We start from the raw sequence: 25,844 nt of genomic DNA on the forward strand, positions 1-25,844 counted from the left end.
GCATCCGAGCGCGCCACCGCGCTTGGCCACCTGTCCTCCGCAACCGGACTTGCCTCTACGCCGTCGGTGAAGCCGCCGTGGCAGACGGCGTTGACGCAGTTGCCATCGGCGGCGGCGTCGATGGCTCCGGCGGCGCGCAGGCGCTCGGCAATTCGACGACAGCCGTGGGCGGCGAATCGATCGCCAACACCCCGGGCGCGACCGCGCTTGGCTGGCAGGCCGAAGCGAGCGGCGCCATGGGCACCGCCGTCGGCCACCAGACCACCGCGTCGGGCGACCAGAGCTTCGCCGGCGCCGAAGATGCCGTAGCCAGCGGCGACAATGCCGTCGCCATCGGCAACATGGCCGTGGCATCGGGCGGCGACGCGGTCGCCATCGGCGGCAACCGGTCCTTCGAGGACGCCGACGGAAACGGCATTGCCGATGTGAACGAGGACATGGATCCCGACAACGACATCAGCGCAACGACCGCCAGCGGCGCATCCTCGACCGCAGTCGGCGGACAGGCCACCGCGACCGAGGCGGGATCCTCGGCCTATGGCTGGCGCGCGAATGCGACCGGCGAGCGGGCGACCTCGGTGGGCCACCTGTCCACCGCGTCCGGCTTCAACTCGACTGCCATGGGTGAAGCTGCGGCTGCCCAGGGTGCAGGCGGCATCGCCATCGGCGGCAATACCGATGGCGGCAGCTTCGGCGCCCTGGCGACCGACGATGCCGGCATCGCACTCGGCTCGGACGCAGAAGCGCGTCAGGTCGGCGCGATCTCGCTGGGCTCGGACGGCAATGGCACGGGCGATGGCGCGGTTGCGGACGGTGTCGACGCAGTGGCCATTGGCGCGAATGCCACCGCCACCGGCAACTCGACCACGCTCGTCGGCGGAGAAGGCGTTGCAACCGGCCCCGGTGCCAGCGCCTTCGGCTGGCAGGCCGCTGCCAATTCAGAGCGGTCCACCGCACTCGGCCACTTGTCCTCCGCGACCGGGCTTGCCTCTACCGCCGTCGGTGAAGCCGCCGTCGCAGACGGTGTCGATGCCGTGGCCATCGGCGGCGGCGTCGACGGGACGGGCGGCGCGCAGGCCATCGGCAACTCGACCGTCGCCGTCGGCGGCGAGTCGATGGCGATGACGCCGGGCGCGACCGCGCTTGGCTGGCAGGCGAGCGCCACCGGCGCGATGGGCACGGCCGTCGGTCACCAGACCACAGCGTCGGGCGACCAGAGCTTCGCCGGCGCGGAAGATGCCGTGGCAAGCGGCGCGCAGGCCATCGCGGTCGGCAATGCCGCAACGGCCTCCGGCGACGATTCGATCGCCATGGGCGACGGCGCCACCGCGAGCGGCACCAATAGTGTCGCCATCGGTGCGGGGGCGCAGGCGACGGGCGAAAATCAGGTCGTCGTCAGCAGCCTGTCGGGCAGCACGGCAAGCCAGACCGGCCCGCTGAGCCTGGTGACCGCCGACGCCAGCGGTACGCTCGGCACCTCCACGCTCGGCATGGCAGGCGGCATCGCCTCGGCGAATGACGTCATGGCGAACCAGAGCGCGATTGCGGCCAATACGGGCGCAATCCAAGCGCTGCAGCAGCAGACGCAGGCGATGTTCGACCTGGCCGACAGCAACCGGCGCGAAACCGACCGGGCCAATGAAGGCGTCGCGCTCGCCCTGTCGATGGAAACGCCGGCCATTCCCGCCGGCGCGTCCTTCGCCCTGTCGGGCGGCGTCGGCTACTACAACAACAAGTCGGCCGTTTCCTCGGCGATTTCGGCGGCGGTGGGCGAAATGTCGTCCATCTCCGCCGGTGTCGGCGTCGGTTTCGATTCCGGCGAGGTCGGCGCGCGCGCCGGCTTCCAGGTTGCCTGGTAAAGCCCGGCCCAAACCTGAATCGAGAGGGGCGTTCCCATCGCGGGAGCGCCCCTCTTTCTGTCCGGCCCTCGCGGTGCTAGCGTTTCGCCATGCGCCCGATCCTCGCCTTTTTTTTCGCCCCGTTTTTCGCCCCGTTTTTCGCCGCTATCCTGTTCGCGCCGATGCTGGTGGCAGCTCCCGCCGCGGCGCAGGAGGCAGAGGAAGAGAGCGCTGCGGAAGATGCGGCCGCCGATCTGCCGCCCGAATGCCCGCCGCCGCCGGCCCTTGGCGAGGAGGCCGGCGAGACCGCGTTCGCGACCGAGCGCGTGGCGCTCGAGACCGAAGCGGGCACCATCGTGTTCGAGATCGAAAGCGAGCGGGCGCCCGTTACGGCGGCAAATTTCCTGCGCTATATCGAAGCCGGCCGGCTGGAGAACGCAGCCTTCTACCGCGCCAGCAAGAAAGCCGACGGCGGCGCCAAGGGCTTCGTCCAGTTCGGCCTGCGCCAGCATCCCGATTATGTCTTCGACCCGATCGCGCATGAACCCACCAGCGAGACCGGCCTGACGCACGAGGACGGCGCCATTTCCATGGTGCGCGGCGCGCCCGGGACGGCCGACGCCGACTTCCTGATCATGGTCGGCGACCAGCCCGCTTGGGATGCCCGCGACGACGGTACGCCGGGCTATGCCGTGTTTGGCCGCGTGGTCGAAGGGATGGAAACGGTCAAGACGATCTGGAACGGCGCCATCGATCCCGATGAAGGCGAGGGCGTCCTGAAAGGCGAAATCCTTGCCGAAGAGGTCGACGTTACCGGCGCGCGCGTAACCGATCCGTCGTCCTAGTCCGACGTCTGAAGCCGCCCGCAGTGAACCGCATCGCTTCTGCCGCGCTTGTGATCGCCCTCGCGGCGCTGGCGCTGGCCGGCTATGCCGTACTGCGCGGACCACGGCCGGTCGGTGCGGCAGATACCATAGCGGCGTCCCCCACCGGCGAGGCGGTGCGCGCCTATCTGCTTGCCCACCCCGAAGTCATCCCCGAAGCGATGGACGTTCTGCGCGGACGCCAGGCGACGCAGATGATCGAGGCGAACCGCACGGTCATCGAGACGCCCTATGAAAGCGCCTGGGCCGGAAATGCGGACGGCGACGTCACCCTGGTCGAGTTCTTCGACTTCAATTGCCCCTATTGCCGCCGCTCGCACGAAACGGTGAAATCGCTGCTGCAGGACGACCCGGACCTGAAGATCGTATGGCGCCAGCTGCCGGTGCTCGGCCCCGACAGCGAGCGGGCCGCCTACGCCGCCATCCTGGCCGCCGAACAGGGGAAATATACCGCCTTTCACGACGCGCTGTTCGCGCGCGAAGGCCGGGCCGACGAAGCCGCCATTCGCGCCGCGGCCACGGAGGCCGGTGTCGACCTGGCGGGCGTCGACCTGGGCGCCCCCTCCCCGCAGGCGGCGCGGCTGTTCCAGCGCAACCGTCAGCTGTCCGAGGCGCTGGGGATCTCCGGGACCCCGGCCTATATCGTCGGCGATACGCTGGTTCAGGGCGCGGTCCCGGAGAAGAACCTGCGCGCCGTCATCGCGGCGGCGCGCAGGGACGGCTGACCTCCGCTCAGGCGGCTTGCTTGGCCCGAAGCGCACCAGCCATCTGCGCGATGTGACGCTCGTCGGTCCCGCAGCACCCCCCGAATACGGTTAACGATGCGAGAAGACCGGCGAGCTGCGCGGTCTCGCTGCCCAGCTGTGCCGGATCGCCGGCGTCGAGCTCCTCGGCGGCGTCGAGTTCGGCATGGCTGAGCCGCGAGGCATTGCTGCGCAGCCCGCGAATACGGCGGGTCCAGCCCTCATCCGCGCCGCTTCGCAGCGTGCCCGTGAAATGATCGGGATGCGCGCAATTGATCATATAGTGCAGCGGCGCGGCCTCTCCCGCCGCATCGACCGACGCGATCGCCTCCGCGAGCGGTTCGCCCGTCGGCAGGCGGCCGTCGGTTTCCACGGTGAAGGCGATGACCGACGGCAGGCCCGCCGCATGGGCGGCGCGCGCCACGCCCTGCGCCTCGGCACTGTTCGTCATGGTAATTGCAGTCAGAAGGTCGGCCCCCTTGCGGGCGAAGATGCGCGCCTGGAAGCCGTGATAGTCGGCGGCCTCAGCGGGGGTCATCGCCGCGCCGGGATCATAGCCGTCGCCGCACGGGCCGACACAGCCGCTGACATAGAGACGGTCGATGCGCGGCCGGTACTCCGCGGCGAGGGCCTGCATGAGATCCATGGCGGCTTCGTTCAGCGTTTCGAGATGCGCCGCGGTGATGCCGAGCGGCCCGGTCCAGTCGGGACTGGCGCGCCAGGTTGGCGATTCGAGGATGAACCCCGTGCCTTCGCGCGCGGCGATGTCGAGATATGGCCGGAAATAGCGCTCGAGCGCCGCCCGTCCCTCTGCCCCGTCCATCAGCATGACGGCCGAGAAATGCGGCAGGGTCATGCCCTGACGATAGATGAGCGACGTCTCGATGCCGCCATCGGTAAGGAAAATAGTCTGATCGAAATTGAGCATAGCGTCGGTTCCCTTGACGTTTGCCCAACCTGTCCGAGGCGCGCCCCTACAGCCTGTTGCCGCTCTGGTCTATGAGAACTTCCCGGCGGCCCACATGGTCTGCGGCGCTGACGAAGCCCATCTCCTCCAGCTGATCGATCAGACGTGCGGCATTGTTATAGCCGATCCGCAGATGCCGCTGGATGTGGCTGGTCGAAGCCTTCTGCGTGCGCGCGACGGTTTCGATCGCCTGCCTCAGCTTGTCGGCATCGCCGTCCTCGCCGCCTTCCCCGCTGCCGATGGGCAGGCCGAACTGGTCGAGTTCGGCCTCCGGCTCCTCGGTGACGGCCTCGACATAGTCTGGGGTGCCCTGGCCGCGCCAATGATCGGCGACACGCTCCACCTCCTCGTCGGAGACGAACGGCCCGTGTACGCGGGTCAGCCCCTTGCCGCCCGCCATGTAGAGCATGTCGCCCTTGCCGAGCAGCTGTTCGGCGCCCTGCTCGCCGAGGATGGTGCGGCTGTCGATCTTCGAGGTGACGGAGAAACTGATGCGCGTCGGCAGGTTCGCCTTGATGACGCCGGTAATGACGTCGACCGAGGGGCGCTGCGTCGCCATGATGAGATGGATGCCGGCGGCACGGGCCTTCTGCGCCAGGCGCTGGATCAGGAATTCCACCTCCTTGCCCGCGGTCATCATCAGATCGGCCAGTTCGTCGACGATGACGACGACGAGGGGCAGCGGTTCGAACTCCAGCGTTTCGGTCTCGTAGACGGGCTGGCCCGAATCGGGGTCGTAGCCGGTGTGGACGCGGCGCTCGAGCGGCTTGCCGTCGGCCTTGGCCTCCTCCAGCCGCTGGTTGAAGGCCGCAAGCGAGCGCACGTTCACCGCGGCCATCATGCGGTAACGCTCCTCCATCTGCTCGACCGCCCATTTCAGCGCGCGCACGGCCTTTTGCGGTTCCGTCACGACAGGGGACAGGAGGTGCGGGATGCCGTCATAGACGCTGAGTTCGAGCATCTTCGGGTCGATCATGATCATGCGGCACCGGTCCGGCGGCAGCCGGTACAGAAGCGACAGGATCATGGCGTTGAGGCCCACCGACTTGCCCGAGCCCGTCGTGCCGGCGATGAGAAGGTGCGGCATGGGCGCAAGATCGACGACGACGGGGCCGCCGGAGATATTCTTGCCCAGCACGAGCGGCAGCGCGCCCTTCGCCCCCTCGAACGCCTGGTCCTCGAGAAGTTCGGAGAGCGCCACCATCTCGCGGTCGCGGTTGGGCAGTTCGATGCCGATCACGTTGCGGCCCGGGACCACGGCGACGCGTGCCGAGACGGCCGACATGGAGCGGGCGATGTCGTCGGCAAGGCCGATGACGCGGCTGGACTTGATGCCGGGCGCAGGCTCCAGCTCGTACATCGTCACGACGGGGCCCGGCCGGACTTCGACGATCTCCCCCTTCACGCCGAAATCCTCGAGCACCGATTCGAGAACCCGGGCATTCTGTTCGAGCGCCGCCTCGTCCACCTTCGGGCGGCCGTCGGTGTCGGCTTCCGCAAGGAGCGAAAGCGCGGGCAACTCATATTCGTCGCCGAGCTGGAGACCGCGCTGGCGTTCCTTCGCCGTGCGCGCGCTCTGGGTTCGCTCAGGCTGCGCGGTGGTGACCTTGCGCTTCTTGCGCCGGGGCGGCGTATCATCCGACTCGCTCGCGGGAGGCGCCGCGAGCGCATCGGCATCGGCAGCGGTAACGGCTGACGCATCGCCCTCCTCGGCCCTCCGCGCCCGCCGGCGCGGCGCGGCAGCCGGGACAGGCTCGGCCGCCTGGCGCGCGAACAGCGCGGCAATCGCCCCCTTCGGCAAACCAAGGCCGAGATAGACACCGGTCGCCGCGGCGATCCCGAACAGCACGCACATGCCGATGCGCGCGGCCTCTTCCGGAAGGCCCGGAGCAGCGGCGAGAAGGAGGTCCGCGAGCACCGATCCGCCGAGGCCGGCGAGACCGCCCGGACCGGCGGGCAGCGCCTGTGTCTCCAGCGCGCCAAGGCCCGTTGCCGCAAGCAGGACGGCCAGGGCGGTGAGAAGAATGCGCAGCCCGAGGCGGGGGCGCGGCGTCAGGCGGACCAGCCTCGCTCCCGTAACCGCCAGGAGAGGCAGCAGGACAAAGGCGGCGAACCCGAGAAGCTGGTAGAAGAGATCGGCGAACAACGCTCCCGCCCCGCCCATCCAGTTTTGCGGCGCGGCGAGCGTCGACCGGTTGAGGGAGGGGTCCATCGCGTCGAAGGAGATAAAGGCGAGCAGCAGGAAAAAGGCCGCCGCGAGAAGCGCCGCGCCCAGCAGGCGCCAGCCTGCACGCGCCGCCTGAATGCGGGCCGTATCCGCGCGCGCCGACGCGGCTGCGCGCTTTGCCTGTGCCGCCTGAGCCATGGCGCTAGCATCGCAGAGGGCGACCTGACTGCACAAGAACGAAAAGGGCACAAAAAAATGGCCGGGCCCGAAGGCGCCGGCCAAGTCGTTGTCTGGACATCTGGGAGGATGGTCCGAGCGAGCAAGGTACCGGAGCCTCCGGTTCCTCGTCCGCTTCATTACAAGGGCCGTGCCAAATGCGTATCTCTCTGTTTAATTTGGATTTATACTCGCTCGGTAAGGAAGAGGGGCAATGTTGCGTGCCTATTGCGCGGGCGCGGATGACGTATTGCCCAAAAGTCAGGCACGGGGGCGACGGACGACGAAGGCCGGCGTTCCAGACATTTCGCCCTGCGGCACGGCAGCGGCTTTTGCATCGCCCCGTTCGCCCCTAAACGAGCCGCCATGACCAGATCCACAGATGCGATCATCGTCGGCGGCGGCCTGGTGGGAATGACGACCGCGCTCGCCCTGTCCGCGTTCGGCGCGCGCACCGCCGTCATCGACAATGCCGACCTGGACAAGACGCTGGAAGCGGGATTCGACGGCCGGGCGACCGCGATCGCCAGCGCGACCTGGCGGATGTTCGGCGCGCTGGGAATTGCAGAGCGGCTGGCCGAGGTGGAGTGCCCCATCGAGGAAATCCGCGTGAGCGAAGGCGTCAGCCGCCGCTGGCTGGCATTCGACGGACGCGGGGCCGACAGCGACACCGGCGAACAGGAAGCGCTCGGCCACATGATCGAGAACCGGTTCATCCGGAAGGCGCTGATCGAAGCGGGGCGCGACACAGCAGACATCGATATCCGCGCCCCCGAGGACGTCCTGTCGATCGAGCGGGCGGAACACGGCGTTTCGGTCAGCCTGTCGTCCGGCGAAACGCTGAAGGCGCCGCTGCTGATCGGGGCGGACGGTCGCCGGTCCAGGATCCGCGAGGAGGCGGGTATCCGCGCCGCGCGCTGGCAATATGGCCACACCGCCATCGTCGGCATGATCGACCATGAGCTGGATCATGGGCATGTCGCCTATGAGATTTTCTACCCGACAGGACCCTTCGCACTGCTTCCCATGCTGCCGGGTACCCGCTCCGCGATCGTCTGGTCGGTTCCGGGAGAAGAGGCGAAGGCGTGGCTGGGCCTGCCCGAACGAGCCTTCATGGCGGAAGTCGACAAGCGCATGGGGGGCGTTCTCGGCAAAACCGCAATGGCGGCCCCGCCCATGTCCTACCCGCTCGGCTTTCATCATGCCGAACGCTACACGGCCGAGCGGCTGGCGCTGGTGGGCGACAGCGCGCACGGCATCCATCCGATCGCCGGGCAAGGCCTAAATATGGGTCTGCGCGATTCGGCGGCGCTTGCCGAGGTGATCGGGGAAGGCCTCCGCCTCGGCCTCGACATCGGCGAGCCGGAAGTCCTCGACCGGTACCAGCGCTGGCGCGGCTTCGACAATTTCGCCGTCGCCGCCTCGACCGACCTCCTGACGCGCCTGTTCGGAATTCCCGGCAAGACCATGAAACGGGTGCGCAGCTTCGGCCTGAACGCGGTCGAGCGCATTCCCCCGCTGAAGACCTTTTTCATGCAGGAAGCGCGCGGCGCCACCGGCGACCTGCCACAGCTTTTGCGCGGAGAGCGCCCCTAGCACTTGCGGGCGCTCTTTGGCCGCTCCCCTCGCAACCCTCCCTCAACTAGGGCTGGATTCTCCCCGTACGGCGGGCAAGCATGTGCCCGTCCATTGGGGAGACAATCATGAAACAGCTCTACCTGGCGGCGCTTGTCGCCGCTGCGGCGGCCGCACTGCCCGTTTTCGCACAGTCCACGACAGCCGGGGATCAGGGCGAGCCCGGATGGGCGCCTTCGCCCTACGGCGCGGATGACCGGATCGGCGCCATGAACAACCTGTCGGCCGCCAAGACAGTCGCGGCTGCCGATCTGGTAAGCGAAGGGAAAGTCTATGCCCTCGGCGTCGTGACCGGTCCCGAAACGCCGAGCTATCCCGGGCGCGGTTACCGTGCCGTCATCACCCAGAGCGCCATCGCGGGCGAACCGCTCGGCCCCGACCGGATCGTCACGCATGACGACCTGATCGTCGCCAATATGGGCATCGGCACGCAGATCGACGGCTTCGCCCATATGGGCATCGACAACCATTATTATAACGGCCGCCCCGCGGCGGAGGTCTACGGCGTCGACGGCGTGCGCATGTACGGAACGCAGGATATCCCGCCCGCCGCGACGAGAGGCATCCTCCTGGACATGGCGAAGCTCTTCGGAGTCGACGCGCTGCCCGCCAACACGGCCTTCAACCGCGAGGAGATCGACCGCGCGGCGGCTGCCGCAGGCGTCGAGATCGGTTCGGGCGACGTCGTCCTGTTCCACACCGGCTGGATGGCGGCGAAGGCGGAGAGCGACCCCGCAGCCTATATCGCAGCGCAGCCCGGCCTGGGCCTCGAGGGCGCGGAATATCTGGCGGACCTGGGAGTCGTCATGGTCGGTGCAGACAGCGCCGCACTGGAGGCGCTGCCCGGCGAGGATCCGGACCGGCCCTTTCGCGTGCACCAGCACCTGCTGACCAAGACGGGCGTGCATGTGCTGGAAAATATCGACACCAATGCCCTTGCCGCGGACGGCGCGACCGAGTTCCTGTTCGTCCTGGGCCAGCCGCGCTTCGCCGGCACGGTGCAGGTCGTCATAAACCCCGTAGCCATCCGCTGAGGCATGAGCGCCCGCCTCAATTTCGGCTGCGACTGCGGCGCCGTGAAGGGCAGCGTCTCGCCCGCCGGAGTCGCGGACGCGCGGCCCTATGTCTGCCACTGCACGGACTGCCAGGCCTTCGCCCATTTCTGCGGGCGGGCGGACGAGGTGCTGGACCGACATGCCGGAACGCAGATCCTGCAACTGCCCGCCTGGGCCGTGAGGCTTGATCAGGGTAAGGACGGCCTTTCGGCCATTCACCTGACCGACGGTTCCCTGGTGCGCTGGTCCTGCCGGACCTGCCGCACACCGCTCGCCAATACCCTCGGCAGCCCGCGCTGGTCCTTCTATTCGATGATCCTGTCCGGGCCGTCCGCCCGCGAGCTGTCGAAGGTTGCGCGCATACCGCGCCACGTCTTCACCGCCTCGGGGGCCGGCGACCTGTCATCGGTCCCCACGGCAAGCATGCTGCGCATGGGCCTGCCCATCGCGAAATGGCTGATCCGGGCACGGCTGAGCGGGGCGCCGCACCCCCTGTTCGACCGGGAAAGCGGCGAGCCCTTCGCCGAGCCGAGACGGCTGCGCCGCGAGGAGCGGGAGCCGCTGTACGAAGCGGCTGCCGCCTATCGCCGGACGCTCGACCCCGCGCGCCGCTAAGCTGCCACAACTTGGGCCGGTCAGTTCGGACAGTGGCCGGCCGGGGGCTCTGCGGTTAGCCTGCCGGACAAGAACATAATCTTGGGAGGATCGATCGATGGGCACACATGCCTATGATCTCGTCATTCGCGGCGGCACCGTTGTGGACGGCACGGGCGCGGAACCGTTCGAGGCCGATGTCGCAATCAGCGGCGGCGAAATCGCAGCGATCGGCGGGATCAACGGACGCGGCGCCGAGGAAATCGACGCGCGCGGGCAGATCGTGACGCCGGGCTTCGTCGACGTGCATACCCATTATGACGGGCAGGCAACGTGGGACGAGCGCATGCAGCCCTCCTCCTGGCACGGCGTCACGACGGTGGTCATGGGAAATTGCGGCGTCGGCTTCGCCCCCTGCACGGAGGAGAACCGCGACCGGCTCGTCTACCTCATGGAAGGGGTCGAGGACCTGCCCTTCCCCGTGCTGACCGCGGGATTGCCATGGAACTGGGAAAGCCTGCCGCAATATCTCGACAGCCTGTCCACCCGCCAGTTCGACGTGGATATCGGCGCGCAGGTCCCGCATGCGGCGCTGCGCGTCCACGTCATGGGCGAGCGCGGCGAGTATCGCGAACCCGCCACACCCGAAGACATTGCCCGCATGGCCGACCTCGCAAAGGCCGGAGTCGAGGCGGGGGCGTTCGGCTTTTCGACCAGCCGCACACTCAACCACCGCACCAAGGCAGGCGAACCGACGCCGACGCTGAAGGCCGAGGAAGACGAGCTGATGGGCATCGCCATGGGCCTGTCGCGGGCATTTCGCGGGCGCGGCGCTGGCGTCCTGCAGTTCGTCAGCGACTTTTCCCCCGACCCCGCGGAAGAGTTCGCCATGTTCCGGCGCATTTCGGAGCGGTCGGGCCGGCCGCTCAGCTTCACGCTGGCGCAGGATCATCGCAGCCCGGATTCCTACCGCATGCTGCTCGCCGCGCTGGAACAGGCGGTCGATGACGGGGCGCGGATGAAGGCGCAGGTGAGCCCGCGCGCGGTCGGTGTGCTGTTCGGCCTCGACCTGACGGTGAACCCGTTCAGCGCCCACCCCCGCTATGCCGAGCTCGCGGACCTGCCGCTGGAGGACCAGGTCGGGCGCCTGCGCGACCCGGACTTTCGCGCCGCTCTGCTGGCCGAAGAGCCGGCGAGCGACCACCCGCTGCGCGGTGTGGGCCTTGCGAACTGGGCGGGCATGTACCCGCTTGGCTTCGAAGCGCCGGATTACGAACCCGACGCGAGCCGCAGCGTTGCCGCGCTGGCGGAAGCGCAAGGCCGGGCGCCCGAGGAGGTCGCGCTCGACCACCTGCTCGAGCGCGGCGGTCGCGGCCTGATCTACATGCCGTTCCTCAGCTATGGCTATGGCTCGCTGGCGGCCTCGCACGAGATGCTGAGCCACCGCGATACGATTCCGGGCCTGTCGGACGGCGGCGCGCATGTCGGCATGATCTGCGACGGCAGCTTTCCGACCTCGATGCTGACCCACTGGACCCGCGACCGCACGCGTGGACCGCGCCTTTCCCTCGCAGAGGCGGTGAAGATGCAGACGGCGGACACGGCGGCGTGGATGGGCCTGCACGACCGCGGCCAATTGCTGCCAGGCCTGCGCGCCGACCTCAACGTCATCGACTATGACCGGCTGGCTCTGCGCAGTCCGCAGGTGGTGCACGACATGCCCGCGGGCGGACGGCGGCTGATGCAGCGCGCCGACGGCTATATCGCGACGATCGTGGCAGGCGCCGTGACCTACCGCGACGGCCACCCGACCGGCGCCCTTCCGGGCCGGCTGCTGCGCGGCGCACGGGCGGCCCCGGCGCGCGCCAAAGCCGCCGCCTGACGGAGAGCTGGTCGCGAACGGCCCTCTAGCGGGCCGCCTGCTGCTCGTCCTCGCCGAGCTGCCGCGCCTCCTCGACCAGCATGATGGGAATGCCGTCGCGGATGGGATAGGCAAGGCCCGCCGAGCGGCTGACCAGCTCCTGCCGCTCGCGGTCGTAGCTGAGCGGCTGCTTGGTGATGGGGCAGGCCAGGATTTCCAGAAGGCGCGGGTCGACTTCGCGCGGCCGTTCGCCCCAGCTTCCCGGTCGCTCGGCGGGGCCGGCCATCAGTGGACCTGCCGTCCGCCGGCGGCATCGTCGCCGCCGGGAAAGCGCATCAGCGCCTCGAGCAGCGCGGCCCGGCGCGGAAGGTCTTCGGCTTCGACAAGCGCCTGCTTTTCGGCCGGGTCGAAGGGGCACACGGCGGCTAGCGTGTTCACCATCGTCTCGTCGTCGGATCGCGTGACCGCGTCCCAGTCGGCGCTGAGCCCCTGCTCGTCGAGATAAAGCTTCAGCCCCTGTTCGAGCGCAGCGCGCGTCGTCGCGTCGAGGGGGGTCGGCGTCCTCAGATCGCCAAGAAACTCCCGGTAATGCGCCGACACCTGACGGTAGGAGGTCATCACGGTCAGCTCCTCCGCAATGCGGAAGCGCATGAGACCGGCAAGGATGATCTCATAGCGGCCGTCGGGCGTCTCCTCGCAGCTCTCGATACGGCCGAGCCCGCCAACCTCGTAAAGCTCGCCGTCCTCGCGCGGCTGCACCATGCCGATCAGGCCCGGGCCCTCCACCGCATCGCGCACCATGTCGAGATAGCGCGGCTCGAAGATGTTGAGCGGCAGGTTGCCGCGCGGCAGCACCACAGCCCCCTCCAGCGGAAAGATGGGAATGGCCGGGGGAAGCGTATCGAGGCGAAGGTCGCTCACAGCCGTGCCGATCAGGAAAAGAGCAGCGACGAAAGCTTGCGCCGCGCCGCCATGACCCAGGACGTGCCGAGGCCGGAGGCTTCGAACAGCTCCAGCAGCTTCTTGCGCGCTGCGCCCTCGTCATGCTCGCGGTCGCGGCGGATCGATTCGAGATAATGGTCGGCAGCCTCCTCGCCGCGACCCGCGCCGGCCAGGGCATCGGCATAGGCGATGCGCGCGTCATGATCGTCGGGCTGCGCTTCGACCGCCTCGGCCAGCGTGCCGAGTTCCGCGCTGTCGACGGCGTTGTCGCCCAGCGCGAGCGCCTTGCGCGCCTGTACGACCTCGGCGGTCTGCGAGTCTTCCGGAATGGCGGCGATCAGCCCCTCGGCCTGCGCCGTATCGCCGAGCGCGATCAGCGAGACAGCCGCACCGCCCAGCACCGCTTCGTCCTGCGGATGCGCCTGAATGAGCGCCTGGTAGAGTTTCAGCGCCTCGATATGCTCGCCTTCGGCCTGGAACTGCCGCGCCTGCGACAGATGTTCGGCGAGCGCATCGTCCTCGCCGGACTCGCCGCCGCCTTCCATTCCGATTTTGGGCAGGATCTCGTCGAGGAACTGGCGGAATTGCGGCTCCGTACGCGCCTGGGTGAGATCGGCGACGGGCTGGCCCTGGTAGATGGCGTAGATCTGCGGGATCGACTGCACGCGGAACTGAGCGGCCACCGCCTGATTCTTGTCGACGTCGATCTTCACCAGCTTCACGCCCCGGTCGGCATAGTCTGCCGCGACCTTCTCCAGCACCGGGCCGACCTGCTTGCAGGGTCCGCACCACTCGGCGAAGAAATCGAGGATCACCAGCGAGCTCATGCTGGGTTCGATCACATCGCGCTGGAATGCTTCCAGGGCGGCGCGCTCCCCCTCCGGTGTCGTCAGCGTGGCCACGGCAATTCCCTTCTCGAACGTCTCTGTTTCCGCGAATATGGAGAGCCGAAGGCAATTTCGCAAAGGACTTGCAAGCCTGCGGTCCAAGTGTTACCTGCCCGCTTCCTCAGCCGGGGAGAAGGCGCGAATCGCCGCCCCGGACGACGCCATGAGCGGGCGTAGCTCAGGGGTAGAGCACAACCTTGCCAAGGTTGGGGTCGAGGGTTCGAATCCCTTCGCCCGCTCCAGCGGTCCTGCCGTTCGAAACGGCTTACAGTCATCTAGGACATCGGGCCGACGCAGCCGCACTGCCGTCGAGGTTACGGCCAGGCGGGCGGGCCAGCCTAGTCGCTGCCTGTCGCCTGCGGCCGCGCCGACACCGCGATATTCCGGGAAATTCCCGCTTATTCCCCTTGCAGTCGCGCCATTCCTGCCCGTGAATATGGCCAGGAACAGCAGGGAGCGAACATGAAGTTCGGCGACTATCTGAAAGACCGGCGCGCCGAGATCGGCTGGACGCAGCCCGAGGCGGCGGCGAAGGCCGGGATCGAACAATCCTACCTGTCGAAGCTGGAAACCGGGAAGTCGATCCCGTCGGGCGATGTCTATGCGCGGCTGGTCGAGGCCTATGGGCTGAACACGGGGGCGATGGCCGGCGTACTGTTTCCCGCCGAGCTAGACCGGCTGCGGGACATAGACGAGGTCCGCGCCCTGCTGCTGCGGCAGGCACGAGAGACGCGCCGTGACGCCCGGCGCTGGCTGGTCGCCGGCCTGATCCTGCTGGTGCTGGGCGGCGGCCTTGCCGGGCTGGCGCAGGTCGACCGCGGCCGCATGGTGCGCGACTATAGCTACCAGTCGCGCGGCATCGTGCTCCCGGGCGAGCCGTTGGAGGTGTTCGCGGCGCTGGACGAGGGATCGCTGGACGACGAATCGGGGGATTACGAATCGGTGCGAACCGACCTGCTCGACCGGGTCGACGAACGCATGTTGACCGTCACCGAGATGCGGGGACCGCGCTTCGTCGAGGACGTCCCCGGCGGCCGCCGGGTCTGGCACCTGGTGGGCGGGTCCGAACCCCGCCCTGCCCAGCGCTTCGCCTGGGCCTATGTCCCCGCCTTCGCCGCAATCATCGGCGGTCTCGCCTGTTTCTTCGTCGGCTGGCGCTGGCCGGGGGACAAAGCGGGCTGACCGCACCCCCCTCGCAGAACGCCGCTGCCCCCAATCACTCGAACCCCTGACAAGAGGAGCTTTTCGCATGACCCTTCGCTGGCCGCCCCGCCCCCTTACGCCCGTTGCCCTTGCCGGCCTTGCCGCGCTGTCCGCCTGCGCGCCGACCGGGTCGGGCGCCGTATCCACACCGCCCGCCGCTGCCACCGCGGAGACCGCGCCTGCCGCCAAGCCTGAACTCGACGCGCAGATCCGGCAGCTGATGGCGGACGCGGACATCGTCGGCATGGCCGTGGCGGTGATCGAGGACGGCGAGATCACGCATGTGAACGCCTATGGCTACCGCAACCGCGAGCAGCGCATGCCGCTGGAAACGGACACGATCATGTACGGGGCATCGCTGACCAAGGCGGCCTTTTCCTACATGATCATGCAGCTGGTGGACGAAGGGCTGGTCGATCTGGACCGCCCCGTCGCCGACTATCTCGACAAGCCCCTGCCCGCCTATCCCGACTATGCCTCCCTCGAAGGCGACGAGGAATGGCGCCTGGTGACCCCGCGCATGGTCCTGACGCACACGACCGGCCTTGCGAACTTGCGCTTTTTCGAACCGAACCAGGACCTGCGTTTCCATTTCACGCCGGGCACGGCCTATGCCTATTCGGGCGAAGGCTTCTGGATCCTGCAACTGATGCTGGAAGAGGGGCTCGGCCTCGACGTGAAGGCCGAGATGCAGCGGCGCATCTTCGACCGGTTCGACATGCCGAATACCAGCATGCAGTGGCGCGAGGACTTCGCCGATAACCTAGCGGACGGCTACGCCATGGACGGCAGCTTCGAGCCGCATGACGAGCGCAGCAATGTGAGCGCTGCAGGATCGATGGACACAAGCATCGCCGACCAGGCGCGCATGTGGCGGGGCATGCTGGCGGGCGAGGGCCTGTCGGCCGAAAGCCGGGCTGGACCGGCAACATCGCGCTTTGCCAGGAAGAACGCGACCGCTGCCTGGTGATCCTGGGCAACAGCGTCCGCAGCGAAATCGTCTTCCCGGAGCTTGCCCGCCGCGTACTCGGCGAGACAGGCTACCCCTGGTGGTGGACCTATCCCGCCCTGCACGGCGGCGATTAGGGATCACGAGGCGCAACCGGAGAGCCCGAAGGAGGGTGGAGCAGCGGCGGCGCCGTTGCCGCCGGGCGCCCTAAGCCGCTCCCCCCTTAGAGCTGCGTCGTTCCCGAACTGTCCTGTGCCGGCGCTTCCCGCGGGGCGGTCAGCTCTCCCGAGGCATCGACCACCCGCGCTTCCAGCCGGGCCAGCAGATTCTCGGTCTGCACATAACGCTGAGCGTCGCGCAGCCAGCGCGCGCCGCGGCGCTGAATGTCGTCGGGAAGACGCCGATAGGCCGCGACCGCGCCTTCGACGTCGCCAGCCTCTATCTCTTCCTCGACTTCGGCGACGATGTCCTCGGCGCGCTCGGCGCTGCTGTCGGTATCGGCGCGGCGGACCTGGAAAATGTCGGCCAGACCGCCGGTGAATGACTGCCACCAGCCCTGTTCGCCTTCGGCAGCGGACGAATCGAGGAGCTGCGGCGCAAGGCGCTCGAAACGCGCCGCAAGCGCCGGCGGTCTTACCAGACCGCGCATGCCGGCCGAGAGGTCGTCCAGCGCATCGTCTGCATCGGCGCCGAGCGCGGAGCGGAGCGCCGGTTCGAGCGGACCGAGCGGCTCTCCCGCCGCAAAGGCGCGGCGGGCCTGGGCGATAAGGATGACCGCGCGCGCTTCGCGGGCCAGTTCCTCAGCGCGAGCGACGCGGGCAGCCGATTCGCCGCGCGAATCCTGCACGCGCACCGTAAGCCCCGCGACCTCGGCGGAGAGGTTGTCGACCCGGCCGCCAAGCTGCGACTGCTGCCGGTCGAGCGCATCCACCCGGGTTTCGAGGCGCGTAATCTGCGTGCTTGCCTGCTCGGCAACCTCCGCAGCCAGGACCGGATCGTTGAGCGCGGGCTGCTCGCCTTCCTCGGCGCGCGCAGTCTGAGCCGGAAGAGACGGCAGGCCGGGGCGCTGCTCGAGCGCAGCCACGCGCGATTCCAGCCGCTCGATCGCCTGCTCATGACTGTCGAGCCGCGCCGTCACCACCTCGGCGACGTCGGGTTCATAGGGAAAGGGCAGGCGCGGGCGGACCTGCTGCTCGAACCAGGGACTGAGAAGCATGCCGCCGATGAAGGCGATCAGCAGAAACACCACCAACCAGGGCAGAATGGCGGGACCGGACTCGCTCTCTGCCGAGCGGGCAGGCGGCCTCGGTCCGGCTTTGGGACCCTGTTTGGGGGAAGTCCGTCGTTCGTCCATGCTCGTTATCCGTTTCCAGCCTCGGCATCGTCTTCGCACAGCAGGTGCGCCGCGGCAAAGAGCGCGTCTTCGGTCGGTGCGCCGGGCCGGTGAAGCGCGCGCCACCCTTCAAGGTCGCCGGGGTCGCCCTTGCCCAGAAGCGCAAGCGAGAGACTTTCCCGCTGGATCCCCAGACGCGCGCACTCCTTTGCGAAGTGCGCGAGCGTACGCGCGGAGTAGCAGAGCGCCATGTCGATTGTCCCGGTACGCAGCTGCTCCTCCGCGTCCCGGTCGAGGCGCCGCGCCGCCGCGCGGTAGGTCACGACCCGGTCATGCAGGATATCGTGCGGCATGGGCCGGCTGACCGTTTCGCCGGAAAGATAAAGCAGCCGGCCGGGAGCTTCGGCGCGAAGCCGCGCGAACAGCGATGCTGCATCGCCCGCGCTCTCGTCCACATGCCGGAACCCAGCCAGCCGCGCCGCCTCCGCGGTTGCAGCGCCCACCGCGTAGAGCGGCAGCCTCTTCAACTCCGCCGGCACGCCGCCGCGAAAGGCATTGGCGCTGGTCGCGGCCGCAGCTTGCACGGCCTTGGCAGGCAGCGTCCAGCGAACGGGTTCGATCTGCAGAAGCGGTGAGAGGGTAACCTCATGCCCGAGCGATCGCAGGCGCCGCGCCGTCTCCTCCGCGGCCGGGCGGGGCCGGGTGAGGAGAATCTTCACGCCCGCTTCCTCGCTGCGCGCGGGAGCAACGCCGCCACGGTCATGTCCATGAAAAGAGGCTGCGAATGCTGGCCGGTGCCTCCGCCATCAGGTCGTCGGCGAGCCTGGCCCCCACCGTCTCCGCGTCTCCGACGCTGGCGGCGAACTCCGCGGCTCCCCTGCAGAGGTCTGCGCCATCCTCACTGAGGATTTCTGCGCGCAAGAGGAACCCCTCCTCCTTGCGTACGGCAAGCGCGGCGACGGGACTGTGGCAGGTGCCGCCAAGCCGGCGCGCAAAAGCGCGTTCGGCCGAGACGGCGAGAAACGTGTCGGCGTCCGAGATGTCGGCAGCACGAGCACGAACCTGCGCATCGTCGGCGCGAGTTTCGATGGCGATCGCCGCCTGCCCGGGGGCGGGCAGCATGTCGGCGACCGCAACGGGCACGCCGACGCCCGTGCGGCCGAGCCGCTCGAGGCCCGCGGATGCCAGCAGCGTGGCGTCGAAGCGGCCCTCCTCGATGGCGGCGAGGCGTGTATCGACATTGCCGCGCAGCGGCTCCACGACCAGGCCGGGAATGCGGCGCCGAAGCTGGGCTTCGCGCCGCGGCGACGATGTCCCGAGCCGCATCCCGGATTCAAGGTCGTCCAGGCTGGGCGGGCCGATCAGCCGTTCCCTGACGTCGGCGCGCGGCAGCGTCGCACAGACCACGAGCCCGGCGGGCCGCTCGCTTTCGACATCCTTCAGCGAGTGCACGGCAAGATCGATCTCCCCCTCGATCAGCGCGCGCTCAAGCTCCTTCGTCCAGACGCCCTTGCCGCCCAGATCCGCCAGCCGGGCCTTGCGGTCGCGGTCGCCTGCGGTGGACACGGTGACGATCTCGCCTCCGCCCAGCGCCCATTTGACGGCCTCGGCCTGCACCAGCGCGAGCGGCGAGCCGCGCGTGCCGATGCGCAGCGGTCTTTCGGTATCGCTATGCTTGTTCACGGAAGGCGGCGTAACTAGGTCGCTGTCTGGACACAATAATGAGCGCACATCCCCCTTCCGCCGTTTCCCCGGCTGCACCGCGCGGCGGCGCGTCTGCCATCGCCGCCGCGCGCAGCATCGTGCGTCCGCTCGTGCTGGGCCTGGAGTCGAGCTGCGACGATACGGCTGCAGCGCTGGTGGACGCGGCGGGCACCATCCATTCCAGCCTCGTTGCGGGCCAGAATGACGACCACGCGCCCTATGGCGGCGTCGTGCCGGAAATCGCCGCCCGCGCGCATTCCGACCGGCTGACCCCGCTCGTCGGACAGGCGCTGGCCGAAGCGGGCGTCGGCCTGGCCGATCTCGATGCCGTCGCGGCGACCGCAGGGCCGGGGCTGATCGGCGGCGTCATGGTGGGCCTCGTTACCGGCAAGGCGCTCGCCTATGCGGCTGGAAAGCCGCTGATTGCGGTCAATCACCTCGAAGGTCATGCGCTTAGCCCGCGCCTGTCCGAGCCTTCGCTGGATTTTCCTTACCTGCTGCTGCTCGTATCGGGCGGTCATACGCAGCTGCTGCGCGTCGAAGGGCCGGGGAGTTACAAGCGCCTCGCCACCACGATCGACGACGCGGCGGGCGAGGCGTTCGACAAGTCCGCGAAGATCCTTGGCCTCGGCTATCCGGGCGGACCGGCGATCGAGACGCTGGCGCGCGAAGGCGATGACGGCGCGGTGGCGCTGCCACGTCCACTGGCCGGATCCTCAGAGCCGCATTTCAGCTTTGCCGGGCTGAAAAGCGCGGTGCTGCGCGCGGCGAACGCGACACCCCCGCCCGACCCTGCCGATCTTGCCGCATCCTTCCAGCGCGCGGCTGCCGACTGCCTGGTCGATCGAAGCCGCAAGGCTCTTGATGCCTCGCCCGGAGTTACCGCCTTCGTCGTCGCCGGTGGTGTTGCGGCGAACCAGACCATCCGCAGCGCGCTCACCGGCCTGGCGAGCGAATTCGACCTGCCGCTGGTCGCGCCGCCGCTGGCGCTGTGTACCGACAATGCCGCGATGATCGCCTGGGCCGGGATCGAGCGTTTCCCGGCGGGCGAATTCGACGGGCTGGATGTGCCGGCGCGGGCGCGCTGGCCGCTCGATCCCGATGGAGAGGCCGTGCGCGGGGCAGGAGCGAAAGCATGAAGATAGGCATTATCGGCGCAGGCGCGTGGGGCACGGCCCTGGCTCAGGTCTGCGCCGAGTCGGGTCCGGTACTGATCTGGGCGCATGAAGAGCGGACGGTCGCCGACATCAACGACCACCGGGAAAACCGGACCTTCCTTCCCGGCATAAAGCTGTCGCCGGAGATCGCCGCGACGACGGACCTTGCCGCCCTGAACAGCTGCGACGCGGCCCTTCTGGTCACGCCCGCCCAGCACGCGGCGAAAACACTGCAGGCGCTTGGGCCCTGGCAGCGCCCACTCATCCTCTGCTGCAAGGGCATCGAAGCCGGGACGAAGCGGCTGATGAGCGAAGTCGCCGAAGAGGTGCAGCCGGACGCGCCGCTTTGCGTTCTGTCGGGCCCGACCTTTGCCGACGAAGTCGCGAAAGGCCTGCCTGCGGCGGTAACCTTCAGCTGCGCCGATGGCGAGCTTGCCAATCGCCTCGTCAGGCGGATCGCGGGCAGCGCGTTCCGCCCCTACCATTCCGACGACATACTCGGCGCCGAAATCGGCGGTGCGGTGAAGAACGTGCTCGCCATTGCGTGCGGGGTGGCCGACGGGCTGGGCCTCGGCAAGAATGCGCGGGCGGCGCTCATCAGCCGCGGATTTGCGGAAATGGTCCGGTTCGGGACGGCGAAGGGCGCGCGCGAGGAAACGCTGGCGGGACTGTCGGGCCTCGGCGACCTCGTGCTTACCTGTTCCTCGGAAGCCTCGCGCAACATGTCGTTCGGCAAGGCGCTGGGCGAGGGCGACAGCGCCGCAGCCCTGCTGGCGGACCGGGTAACCGTGGCCGAGGGCGTCCATACCGCCCCGGTGCTGGTATCGCTTGCGCGCGACCTGGGCGTGGAGATGCCGATCTCCGAAGCGGTCCTGGCCTTGGTCGAAGGACGGCTGGCCCCGCGCGACGCCATGAAAGCGCTGCTGCAGCGGCCGCTGACAAGCGAGGCGAACTAGCGAGGCGAACTAAGGCCGCGCCCCGCCGGCCGACGCCTTAGAAATCCCAGGCGATCCCCTTCGATTCCCAGTCGCCGTAGCGGGTCGGTTCCTTGCCCTTCGGTCCGCCCTTCTCGTCCTTGGGCGGATCCGCGCGCCCGTCGCCCGCCGCGGCTGTCGGCACCTCCCGCTGGGCCACCTCGTCAGAGTTCACAGGTGCCGCGGGCTCGTCTTTGGGATCATCATCAGACATACATGTAGCGAATGCCCGCACAGACGCGGCCGTTGCAAAGGAAAACCGACTCGGACGAATTGCCGCGTCCTGTCGTACAATGGGGGGAGAGGATCATGGCCAGCATCAACTCGGTTGCGGGCAGGACCATCGCGCTGACCGGCGCGGGCAGCGGGATCGGGCGGGCGCTGGCGCGCCTGCTGGCAGAAAAGGGCGCCAAGCTCGCCCTCGCCGACCGCGACGCGGACGGCCTGGCAGAAACGGCGAAGCTGCTGGGAAACTACCCGCATTCCACCGCCGTCTTCGATGTCACCGATCCCGGCGCGCTCGAAGACTGGGTCGATGCGGCCGCTGCGGAATTCGGCGGGCTGGACGGCATCATCAACAATGCCGGCCTGAGCGTCGTAGCCCCCTTCGAACATTGCCCGCCGGAGGAGTTCGACCGCGTGATGGCCGTCAATTTCGACGCGGTCATGCGGGGATGCCGCGCAGCCCTGCCGCACCTGATCGGCGGCGAACATGGCTGGATCGTCAATGTCTCCAGCGTGTTCGGCATGATGGGTTACCCGACCCAGACCGCCTACAATGCCTCGAAATATGCCGTCCGCGGCTTTACCGAAGCGCTGCACCTGGAAATGCAGCTGACACATCCGGAGGTGCAGGTGGTCAGGGTGCATCCCGGCGGGATCAAGACCCGCGTCGCGCATAATTCGAAGTTCATCCGCGGTTTGGGCGAGGGCCCGGAGGCGATGCAGCACGATCCCGACGATTTCCTTGCAAATGCGCCCACCACCGCCGAACAGGCGGCGGAAACCATCGTGCGCGGCATGGAGCGCGGGGAGCACCGCGTCCTGATCGGCAAGGATGCCCGCATGGTCGACTATCTGACCCGGCTGTTCCCGGTCAGCTACTGGAAACGGATCGGGACATTTCTCAGCAGCGACGACAAAAAGGCGGAAACTCAGGAGGCGGGCGGCAAAAAGGCGCACGCCCGCTGAACGCGGACACGCCGGGCCTGCCCGCCCGGCGCGGCGCCCTCACGCTGCTGCAGGCGGTGCTGTGGCAGGGACGCAGCCTAGAGGCCGCCCTGCCGCGCGCCCTTCGTGCAATCGAGTCGCCGTCCGACCGCGCGCTCGCCCGCAACATCGCCTCGTCCACACTGCGCTGGCTGCCCGACCTCGATGACCTGATCGACGGCCGCACGCGTCAGGCCCTGCCCGGCGACGCCCGCGCCCGGATGGTCTTGCGCATGGCGCTGGCGCAGGCGCTTGTCCTGGAAACCCCGCACCATGCCGTCGTGGCAACCGCGCTGCCCCTGGTGGGGGGAGGCCCGCGCCGACTGGTGCACGGCGTCCTGTCCGCCGCCCTGAAGGATAGCGCGCTTCCCGACACTCCGACGCTGCCCGAGCTCTGGCACAGGCGCTGGAGCGAGACGTGGGGCGAGGAGGTGGCCAAGGCGGCGGCCCGCAGCCTCGCCGCGCCGCCGCCGCTCGACCTGAGTCATGCCGACGGCGCCGGTCCCGGCGTCGACGGCCGCAGCTTGCTTCCCGGCCACCTGCGCCTACCCGCCGATACCAGGGTCGAGGATGTGCCGGGCTTCGCCGGTACGGCGGTCTGGGTCCAGGACATCGCCGCCTCGCTTCCCGTGCGGTTGCTAGCACCGCAGGCGGGTGAGCGCATCGCCGACCTGTGCGCCGCGCCCGGCGGCAAGACCATGCAGATCGCCGCCGCCGGAGCCGAGGTCGTGGCGGTGGACAACAGTTCGCGGCGCCTGCAGCGGCTGACCGAGAATCTGGAGCGCACGGGCCTTTCCGCCAGCCTCGTCGAAAGCGACGCGCGCGCCTTCACCCCGGACGAGACGTTCGACGCAGTCCTCCTGGACGCACCGTGTAGCGGCACGGGGATCTTTCGCCGCCATCCGGACGTGCTGCACATCCGCAATCCCGAACGGCTGGAGGCGACACTGGCGACCCAGGCCGCCCTTCTGGACCATGCCGCCAGCCTGCTGCGGCCGGGCGGTCGGCTGGTCTATGCCGTGTGCTCGCTGGAACCCGAAGAGGGCGAAGCGCAGGTAAATGCCTTCTGCGAGCGACACCCGCGCTGGACCGTCGACCGCGCGCCGGAGGGCCTGTTGCCCGCCGATATTCCGGCCCAGGCGGCGGGGACGGTGCGAACGCTTCCGGGCATGTTGGCGGACGAGGGCGGCCTGGATGGATTTTTCATGGCACGGCTGACCGCACCGGGCTGACAGCGCGGCGCGAGTCCTGCTATGGCGCGCCCGTGACCAAGCCCATCCGTATCGCCCCCTCCATTTTGTCCGCAGATTTCGCCAAGCTTGGCGAAGAAGTGCGCGCCGTCGACAATGCCGGCGCCGACTGGATCCATGTCGACGTCATGGACGGCCATTTCGTGCCGAACATCACCATCGGCCCCGCCGTGGTGAAGGCGCTGAGGCCGCATTCAGAGAAGACCTTCGACGTCCACCTGATGATCTCTCCGGTCGATGCCTATCTGGAGGAGTTCGCCGAGGCGGGCGCCGATATCCTGACGGTCCACCCCGAAGCGGGCGCGCACACGCACCGAACGATCCAGACGATCAAGGCGCTGGGGAAGAAGGCGGGACTCTCGCTGAACCCCGGCACGCCGACCAACGTGCTCGATTACCTGATCGACGAGCTGGACCTGATCCTGGTGATGAGCGTCAATCCCGGCTTTGGCGGCCAGTCCTTCATCGACAGCCAGCTGCGCAAGATCGAGGACATCCGCCGCCGCATCGATGCCAGCGGCCGCGATATCGACCTGGAGGTGGACGGCGGCATCAACGCCGACACCTCGCAGCGGGTACGCGACGCCGGCGCCGATGCGCTGGTGGCGGGTTCCGCCACATTCAAGGGCGGCCCCTCCGCCTACGCCGACAACATCGCCGCCCTGCGCGGCGAGGAGAGGTGAGCCTCCTCGAAAGGTTCGGTCTCAAGCGGCGCGTTCCGCTTCGGCTGGTCGCAACCCTCGGCGATCCCGTGCCAGGCGATGCGGAGGCGGCGCGCGCGCTTCTGAAAGGCGAGATCGTCTGGCGCGGCGAGCGATTCGTCCTGCGCTCGGGCGACTGGGACCTGCCCTCCGCCTCCGAGGCATTCCGCACCCATGTGCACGGCTTTGCCTGGCTGCGCGACCTGGCCGCCGCCATGCGGCCCGATGAAGCGACCGAATTCCTGTCGCCGATCCTCGATGGCTGGCTGTCGCGCTACGGCGATCCGGGCGATCTTGCCTGGCGCGCCGACCGCGCCGGCCTGCGCGCGGCGTTCTGGATCCTGCATGCCCCGCTGGTCCTGAACACGGATGCCGAGCGCCGCAAAACGCTCCTGAAGACGCTGGTGATGTCCGCGCTGCATGCCGAGCGGACCGGCTCGAAACTGCCCAGGGGGATGCCGCGCCTGCACGCCGCCGCCGGTGTCACGCTGGGCGCGCTGCTGATCGACGGCGGCGGCCCCGCCCCGAAGCGGGCGGAAAAATTGCAGGCCGACGCGGCGGAGAGCACGGTCCTGCCGCACGGCCTTCCCGCCTCCCGCGCGCCCGCGGACCTGCTGGCGGTGCTGGAATGGGTCCAGGTCTGCCGTCTGGCCTACCAGGCCGTTCGCGAGCCGCTGTCGCCGCCGCTGGAAGAGCTCGATGCCCGCGCACGCGCGGGACTGAAGGCCGCCCGCCTCGGCGACGGACGGCTGACGGCGCTGCACGGCGGAAACATCTGCCGGCGCTCTCGCATCGATCATGCGCTCGGATGGCCGGGACAGGCGCAGCGCGGCATCGGTGCCGGTGCGGATTCAGGGCTGCAGCGGCTGGAAAACGGCAGGACCGTCCTCCTCTTCGACGCAGGCCCCCCGCCCGAGCCCGCGGACAATGAGGCGGCCCATGCCGGCGCGCTTGCCTTCGAAATGAGCGACGAGGCAGAGCGGGTCATCGTCAATGTGGGCGGTGACCGGGGCCTGCGCGGCGCGCTCGATGCCCGCTTGAAGACCCCCGTTCGCTACAGCGCGGCGCATTCCACCCTGATCCTCGCCGATACGAACCAGTCCGCCGTCGCGCGCGGCGAACCCCTCGGCGCCGGCGTCGACACGGTCTCGGTCGAGCGCGAGGACGAAGATAACGGCCTTCGCGTCACCGCAACGCATGACGGCTACCGCGCCGCCTTCGGCTTTCTGCACGAGCGGGCGCTGCGCCTGTCCGAAACCGGCCGGGAAATCGAGGGAGTGGACAGGCTGATCCCGGCAGGCCGCAAGCGCAGGCGGGCGGCGGAACTCGCCATCCGCTTTCACCTTGCGCCGGGCCTCGACATCACGCCGACCGCGGACCTTCGCGGTGCGCTCGTCCGGACACGGTCGGGCGCTCTGTGGCAGCTGAAGACCGATTCCGGGACGGTTTCTGTGGACGACAGCCTCTGGATCGGCGAGGAGGGCCGCGCAATTCGGACCCGGCAGCTGGTCGTCTCGGACGAAGCCCCTGCCGACGGCTGGTCGGGCCGCTGGACGTTCAGGAAGATGGGATAGA

The 25,844-nt window shown here is 68.8% G+C and carries 24 protein-coding genes and 1 tRNA gene; 16 read left to right on the top strand and 9 right to left on the bottom strand.

The window, feature by feature from the left end; all coding sequences use genetic code 11:
- Positions 1 to 77: 77 nt before the first annotated feature.
- From KCN53_RS02705 to KCN53_RS02715, 3 genes are all read left to right on the top strand, one after another.
- Positions 78 to 1,859 carry a YadA-like family protein gene (locus tag KCN53_RS02705; RefSeq protein WP_172406172.1) on the top strand — a complete coding sequence of 594 codons (1,782 nt, stop codon included), beginning with the start codon at positions 78 to 80 and terminating at the stop codon, positions 1,857 to 1,859.
- A gap of 89 nt (positions 1,860 to 1,948) precedes the next feature.
- Positions 1,949 to 2,683 (top strand): peptidylprolyl isomerase, encoded by a 735-nt coding sequence (locus KCN53_RS02710; protein WP_088711557.1) that lies wholly within the window; start codon positions 1,949 to 1,951, stop codon positions 2,681 to 2,683.
- 23 nt (positions 2,684 to 2,706) lie between these two features.
- The gene (locus KCN53_RS02715; protein ID WP_088711556.1) at positions 2,707 to 3,447 is read left to right on the top strand and encodes a DsbA family protein; all 741 of its coding nucleotides are present in this window, start codon (positions 2,707 to 2,709) and stop codon (positions 3,445 to 3,447) included.
- Positions 3,448 to 3,454: 7 nt separating this feature from the next.
- Here the strand turns inward: KCN53_RS02715 and KCN53_RS02720 are convergent, their stop codons facing one another.
- A complete protein-coding gene (locus KCN53_RS02720) occupies positions 3,455 to 4,393 on the bottom strand; it encodes a homocysteine S-methyltransferase family protein (protein ID WP_088711555.1) in 939 nt (312 codons plus the stop codon).
- A gap of 46 nt (positions 4,394 to 4,439) precedes the next feature.
- Positions 4,440 to 6,797 carry an FtsK/SpoIIIE family DNA translocase gene (locus KCN53_RS02725; RefSeq protein WP_088713331.1) on the bottom strand — a complete coding sequence of 786 codons (2,358 nt, stop codon included), beginning with the start codon at positions 6,795 to 6,797 and terminating at the stop codon, positions 4,440 to 4,442.
- Positions 6,798 to 7,181: 384 nt separating this feature from the next.
- Between KCN53_RS02725 and KCN53_RS02730 the strand changes: the two genes are divergently transcribed.
- From KCN53_RS02730 to KCN53_RS02745, 4 genes are all read left to right on the top strand, one after another.
- The gene (locus KCN53_RS02730; RefSeq protein ID WP_088711554.1) at positions 7,182 to 8,411 is read left to right on the top strand and encodes a UbiH/UbiF/VisC/COQ6 family ubiquinone biosynthesis hydroxylase; all 1,230 of its coding nucleotides are present in this window, start codon (positions 7,182 to 7,184) and stop codon (positions 8,409 to 8,411) included.
- 107 nt (positions 8,412 to 8,518) lie between these two features.
- The gene (locus tag KCN53_RS02735; RefSeq protein WP_088711553.1) at positions 8,519 to 9,484 is read left to right on the top strand and encodes a cyclase family protein; all 966 of its coding nucleotides are present in this window, start codon (positions 8,519 to 8,521) and stop codon (positions 9,482 to 9,484) included.
- Between the two features lie 3 nt (positions 9,485 to 9,487).
- Positions 9,488 to 10,120, top strand: a complete 633-nt coding sequence (locus KCN53_RS02740; RefSeq protein ID WP_088711552.1) for a DUF6151 family protein — start codon at positions 9,488 to 9,490, stop codon at positions 10,118 to 10,120.
- Positions 10,121 to 10,217: 97 nt separating this feature from the next.
- Positions 10,218 to 11,981 (top strand): N-acyl-D-amino-acid deacylase family protein, encoded by a 1,764-nt coding sequence (locus KCN53_RS02745; protein WP_088711551.1) that lies wholly within the window; start codon positions 10,218 to 10,220, stop codon positions 11,979 to 11,981.
- Positions 11,982 to 12,006: 25 nt separating this feature from the next.
- Here the strand turns inward: KCN53_RS02745 and KCN53_RS02750 are convergent, their stop codons facing one another.
- Genes KCN53_RS02750 through KCN53_RS02760 form a run of 3 tightly spaced genes read right to left on the bottom strand, consistent with a single transcriptional unit; the run spans position 12,007 to position 13,804 of the window.
- A complete protein-coding gene (locus KCN53_RS02750) occupies positions 12,007 to 12,246 on the bottom strand; it encodes a Trm112 family protein (protein WP_088711550.1) in 240 nt (79 codons plus the stop codon).
- Complete coding sequence (locus KCN53_RS02755) at positions 12,246 to 12,881, bottom strand: LON peptidase substrate-binding domain-containing protein (protein WP_088711549.1); 636 nt, start codon at positions 12,879 to 12,881, stop codon at positions 12,246 to 12,248. Before KCN53_RS02755 ends, KCN53_RS02750 begins: the two co-directional genes overlap by 1 nt.
- Before the next feature lie 11 nt (positions 12,882 to 12,892).
- Complete coding sequence (locus tag KCN53_RS02760) at positions 12,893 to 13,804, bottom strand: tetratricopeptide repeat protein (RefSeq protein WP_088711548.1); 912 nt, start codon at positions 13,802 to 13,804, stop codon at positions 12,893 to 12,895.
- A gap of 152 nt (positions 13,805 to 13,956) precedes the next feature.
- Between KCN53_RS02760 and KCN53_RS02765 the strand changes: the two genes are divergently transcribed.
- The 3 genes from KCN53_RS02765 (at position 13,957) to KCN53_RS02775 (ending at position 15,962) form a co-directional block, all read left to right on the top strand.
- Positions 13,957 to 14,031 (top strand) — tRNA-Gly (locus KCN53_RS02765).
- 220 nt (positions 14,032 to 14,251) lie between these two features.
- Entirely contained in the window at positions 14,252 to 14,971 is a 720-nt protein-coding gene (locus KCN53_RS02770) for a helix-turn-helix domain-containing protein (protein ID WP_088711547.1), read from the top strand.
- Positions 14,972 to 15,038: 67 nt separating this feature from the next.
- Positions 15,039 to 15,962, top strand: a complete 924-nt coding sequence (locus KCN53_RS02775) for a serine hydrolase domain-containing protein (RefSeq protein ID WP_207790592.1) — start codon at positions 15,039 to 15,041, stop codon at positions 15,960 to 15,962.
- 202 nt (positions 15,963 to 16,164) lie between these two features.
- On the opposite strand, the gene KCN53_RS02780 is transcribed toward KCN53_RS02775, so the two are convergent.
- From KCN53_RS02780 to hemC, 3 genes are read right to left on the bottom strand one after another with little or no spacing between them, the layout of a single operon-like run.
- A complete protein-coding gene (locus KCN53_RS02780) occupies positions 16,165 to 17,295 on the bottom strand; it encodes a COG4223 family protein (protein WP_143712174.1) in 1,131 nt (376 codons plus the stop codon).
- A gap of 5 nt (positions 17,296 to 17,300) precedes the next feature.
- Positions 17,301 to 17,993, bottom strand: a complete 693-nt coding sequence (locus KCN53_RS02785; protein WP_088711545.1) for a uroporphyrinogen-III synthase — start codon at positions 17,991 to 17,993, stop codon at positions 17,301 to 17,303.
- Between the two features lie 40 nt (positions 17,994 to 18,033).
- The gene (gene hemC, locus KCN53_RS02790) at positions 18,034 to 18,957 is read right to left on the bottom strand and encodes a hydroxymethylbilane synthase (protein WP_172406171.1); all 924 of its coding nucleotides are present in this window, start codon (positions 18,955 to 18,957) and stop codon (positions 18,034 to 18,036) included.
- A gap of 38 nt (positions 18,958 to 18,995) precedes the next feature.
- On the opposite strand from hemC, the gene tsaD reads away from it, so the two are divergent.
- The gene (gene tsaD / locus KCN53_RS02795; RefSeq protein ID WP_088711544.1) at positions 18,996 to 20,117 is read left to right on the top strand and encodes a tRNA (adenosine(37)-N6)-threonylcarbamoyltransferase complex transferase subunit TsaD; all 1,122 of its coding nucleotides are present in this window, start codon (positions 18,996 to 18,998) and stop codon (positions 20,115 to 20,117) included.
- Positions 20,114 to 21,091 (top strand): NAD(P)H-dependent glycerol-3-phosphate dehydrogenase, encoded by a 978-nt coding sequence (locus tag KCN53_RS02800; RefSeq protein WP_088711543.1) that lies wholly within the window; start codon positions 20,114 to 20,116, stop codon positions 21,089 to 21,091. The genes tsaD and KCN53_RS02800 overlap by 4 nt, the downstream gene beginning before the upstream one ends.
- A 37-nt stretch (positions 21,092 to 21,128) precedes the next feature.
- Here KCN53_RS02800 and KCN53_RS02805 read toward each other — a convergent pair whose 3' ends face one another.
- Complete coding sequence (locus KCN53_RS02805) at positions 21,129 to 21,284, bottom strand: DUF1674 domain-containing protein (protein WP_224199308.1); 156 nt, start codon at positions 21,282 to 21,284, stop codon at positions 21,129 to 21,131.
- A gap of 134 nt (positions 21,285 to 21,418) precedes the next feature.
- Between KCN53_RS02805 and KCN53_RS02810 the strand changes: the two genes are divergently transcribed.
- From KCN53_RS02810 to KCN53_RS02825, 4 genes are read left to right on the top strand one after another with little or no spacing between them, the layout of a single operon-like run.
- Positions 21,419 to 22,300, top strand: a complete 882-nt coding sequence (locus tag KCN53_RS02810) for an SDR family NAD(P)-dependent oxidoreductase (RefSeq protein ID WP_088711541.1) — start codon at positions 21,419 to 21,421, stop codon at positions 22,298 to 22,300.
- 56 nt (positions 22,301 to 22,356) lie between these two features.
- Positions 22,357 to 23,550: an RsmB/NOP family class I SAM-dependent RNA methyltransferase gene (locus KCN53_RS02815; RefSeq protein WP_243444620.1), complete on the top strand. Its 1,194-nt coding sequence runs from the start codon at positions 22,357 to 22,359 to the stop codon at positions 23,548 to 23,550.
- 32 nt (positions 23,551 to 23,582) lie between these two features.
- Entirely contained in the window at positions 23,583 to 24,251 is a 669-nt protein-coding gene (gene rpe, locus KCN53_RS02820) for a ribulose-phosphate 3-epimerase (protein ID WP_088711539.1), read from the top strand.
- Positions 24,248 to 25,843, top strand: coding sequence for a heparinase II/III family protein (locus KCN53_RS02825; protein ID WP_088711538.1), 1,596 nt, complete (start codon positions 24,248 to 24,250; stop codon positions 25,841 to 25,843). The genes rpe and KCN53_RS02825 overlap by 4 nt, the downstream gene beginning before the upstream one ends.
- Position 25,844: the final 1 nt, after the last annotated feature.

This window comes from Pacificimonas aurantium (assembly GCF_020092905.1).
GTDB classification, from domain to species: Bacteria; Pseudomonadota; Alphaproteobacteria; order Sphingomonadales; family Sphingomonadaceae; genus Pacificimonas; species Pacificimonas aurantium.

Coding starts and splice junctions, on each gene's coding strand:
- KCN53_RS02810 (WP_088711541.1), top strand. CDS start 21,419: ATGGCCAGCATCAACTCGGTTGCGGGCAGGACCATCGCGCTGACCGGC.
- tsaD (WP_088711544.1), top strand. CDS start 18,996: ATGAGCGCACATCCCCCTTCCGCCGTTTCCCCGGCTGCACCGCGCGGC.
- KCN53_RS02730 (WP_088711554.1), top strand. CDS start 7,182: ATGACCAGATCCACAGATGCGATCATCGTCGGCGGCGGCCTGGTGGGA.
- KCN53_RS02725 (WP_088713331.1), bottom strand. CDS start 6,797: ATGGCTCAGGCGGCACAGGCAAAGCGCGCAGCCGCGTCGGCGCGCGCG.
- KCN53_RS02710 (WP_088711557.1), top strand. CDS start 1,949: ATGCGCCCGATCCTCGCCTTTTTTTTCGCCCCGTTTTTCGCCCCGTTT.
- KCN53_RS02780 (WP_143712174.1), bottom strand. CDS start 17,295: ATGGACGAACGACGGACTTCCCCCAAACAGGGTCCCAAAGCCGGACCG.
- KCN53_RS02740 (WP_088711552.1), top strand. CDS start 9,488: ATGAGCGCCCGCCTCAATTTCGGCTGCGACTGCGGCGCCGTGAAGGGC.
- KCN53_RS02735 (WP_088711553.1), top strand. CDS start 8,519: ATGAAACAGCTCTACCTGGCGGCGCTTGTCGCCGCTGCGGCGGCCGCA.
- KCN53_RS02800 (WP_088711543.1), top strand. CDS start 20,114: ATGAAGATAGGCATTATCGGCGCAGGCGCGTGGGGCACGGCCCTGGCT.
- KCN53_RS02750 (WP_088711550.1), bottom strand. CDS start 12,246: ATGGCCGGCCCCGCCGAGCGACCGGGAAGCTGGGGCGAACGGCCGCGC.
- KCN53_RS02720 (WP_088711555.1), bottom strand. CDS start 4,393: ATGCTCAATTTCGATCAGACTATTTTCCTTACCGATGGCGGCATCGAG.
- KCN53_RS02745 (WP_088711551.1), top strand. CDS start 10,218: ATGGGCACACATGCCTATGATCTCGTCATTCGCGGCGGCACCGTTGTG.
- KCN53_RS02770 (WP_088711547.1), top strand. CDS start 14,252: ATGAAGTTCGGCGACTATCTGAAAGACCGGCGCGCCGAGATCGGCTGG.
- KCN53_RS02775 (WP_207790592.1), top strand. CDS start 15,039: ATGACCCTTCGCTGGCCGCCCCGCCCCCTTACGCCCGTTGCCCTTGCC.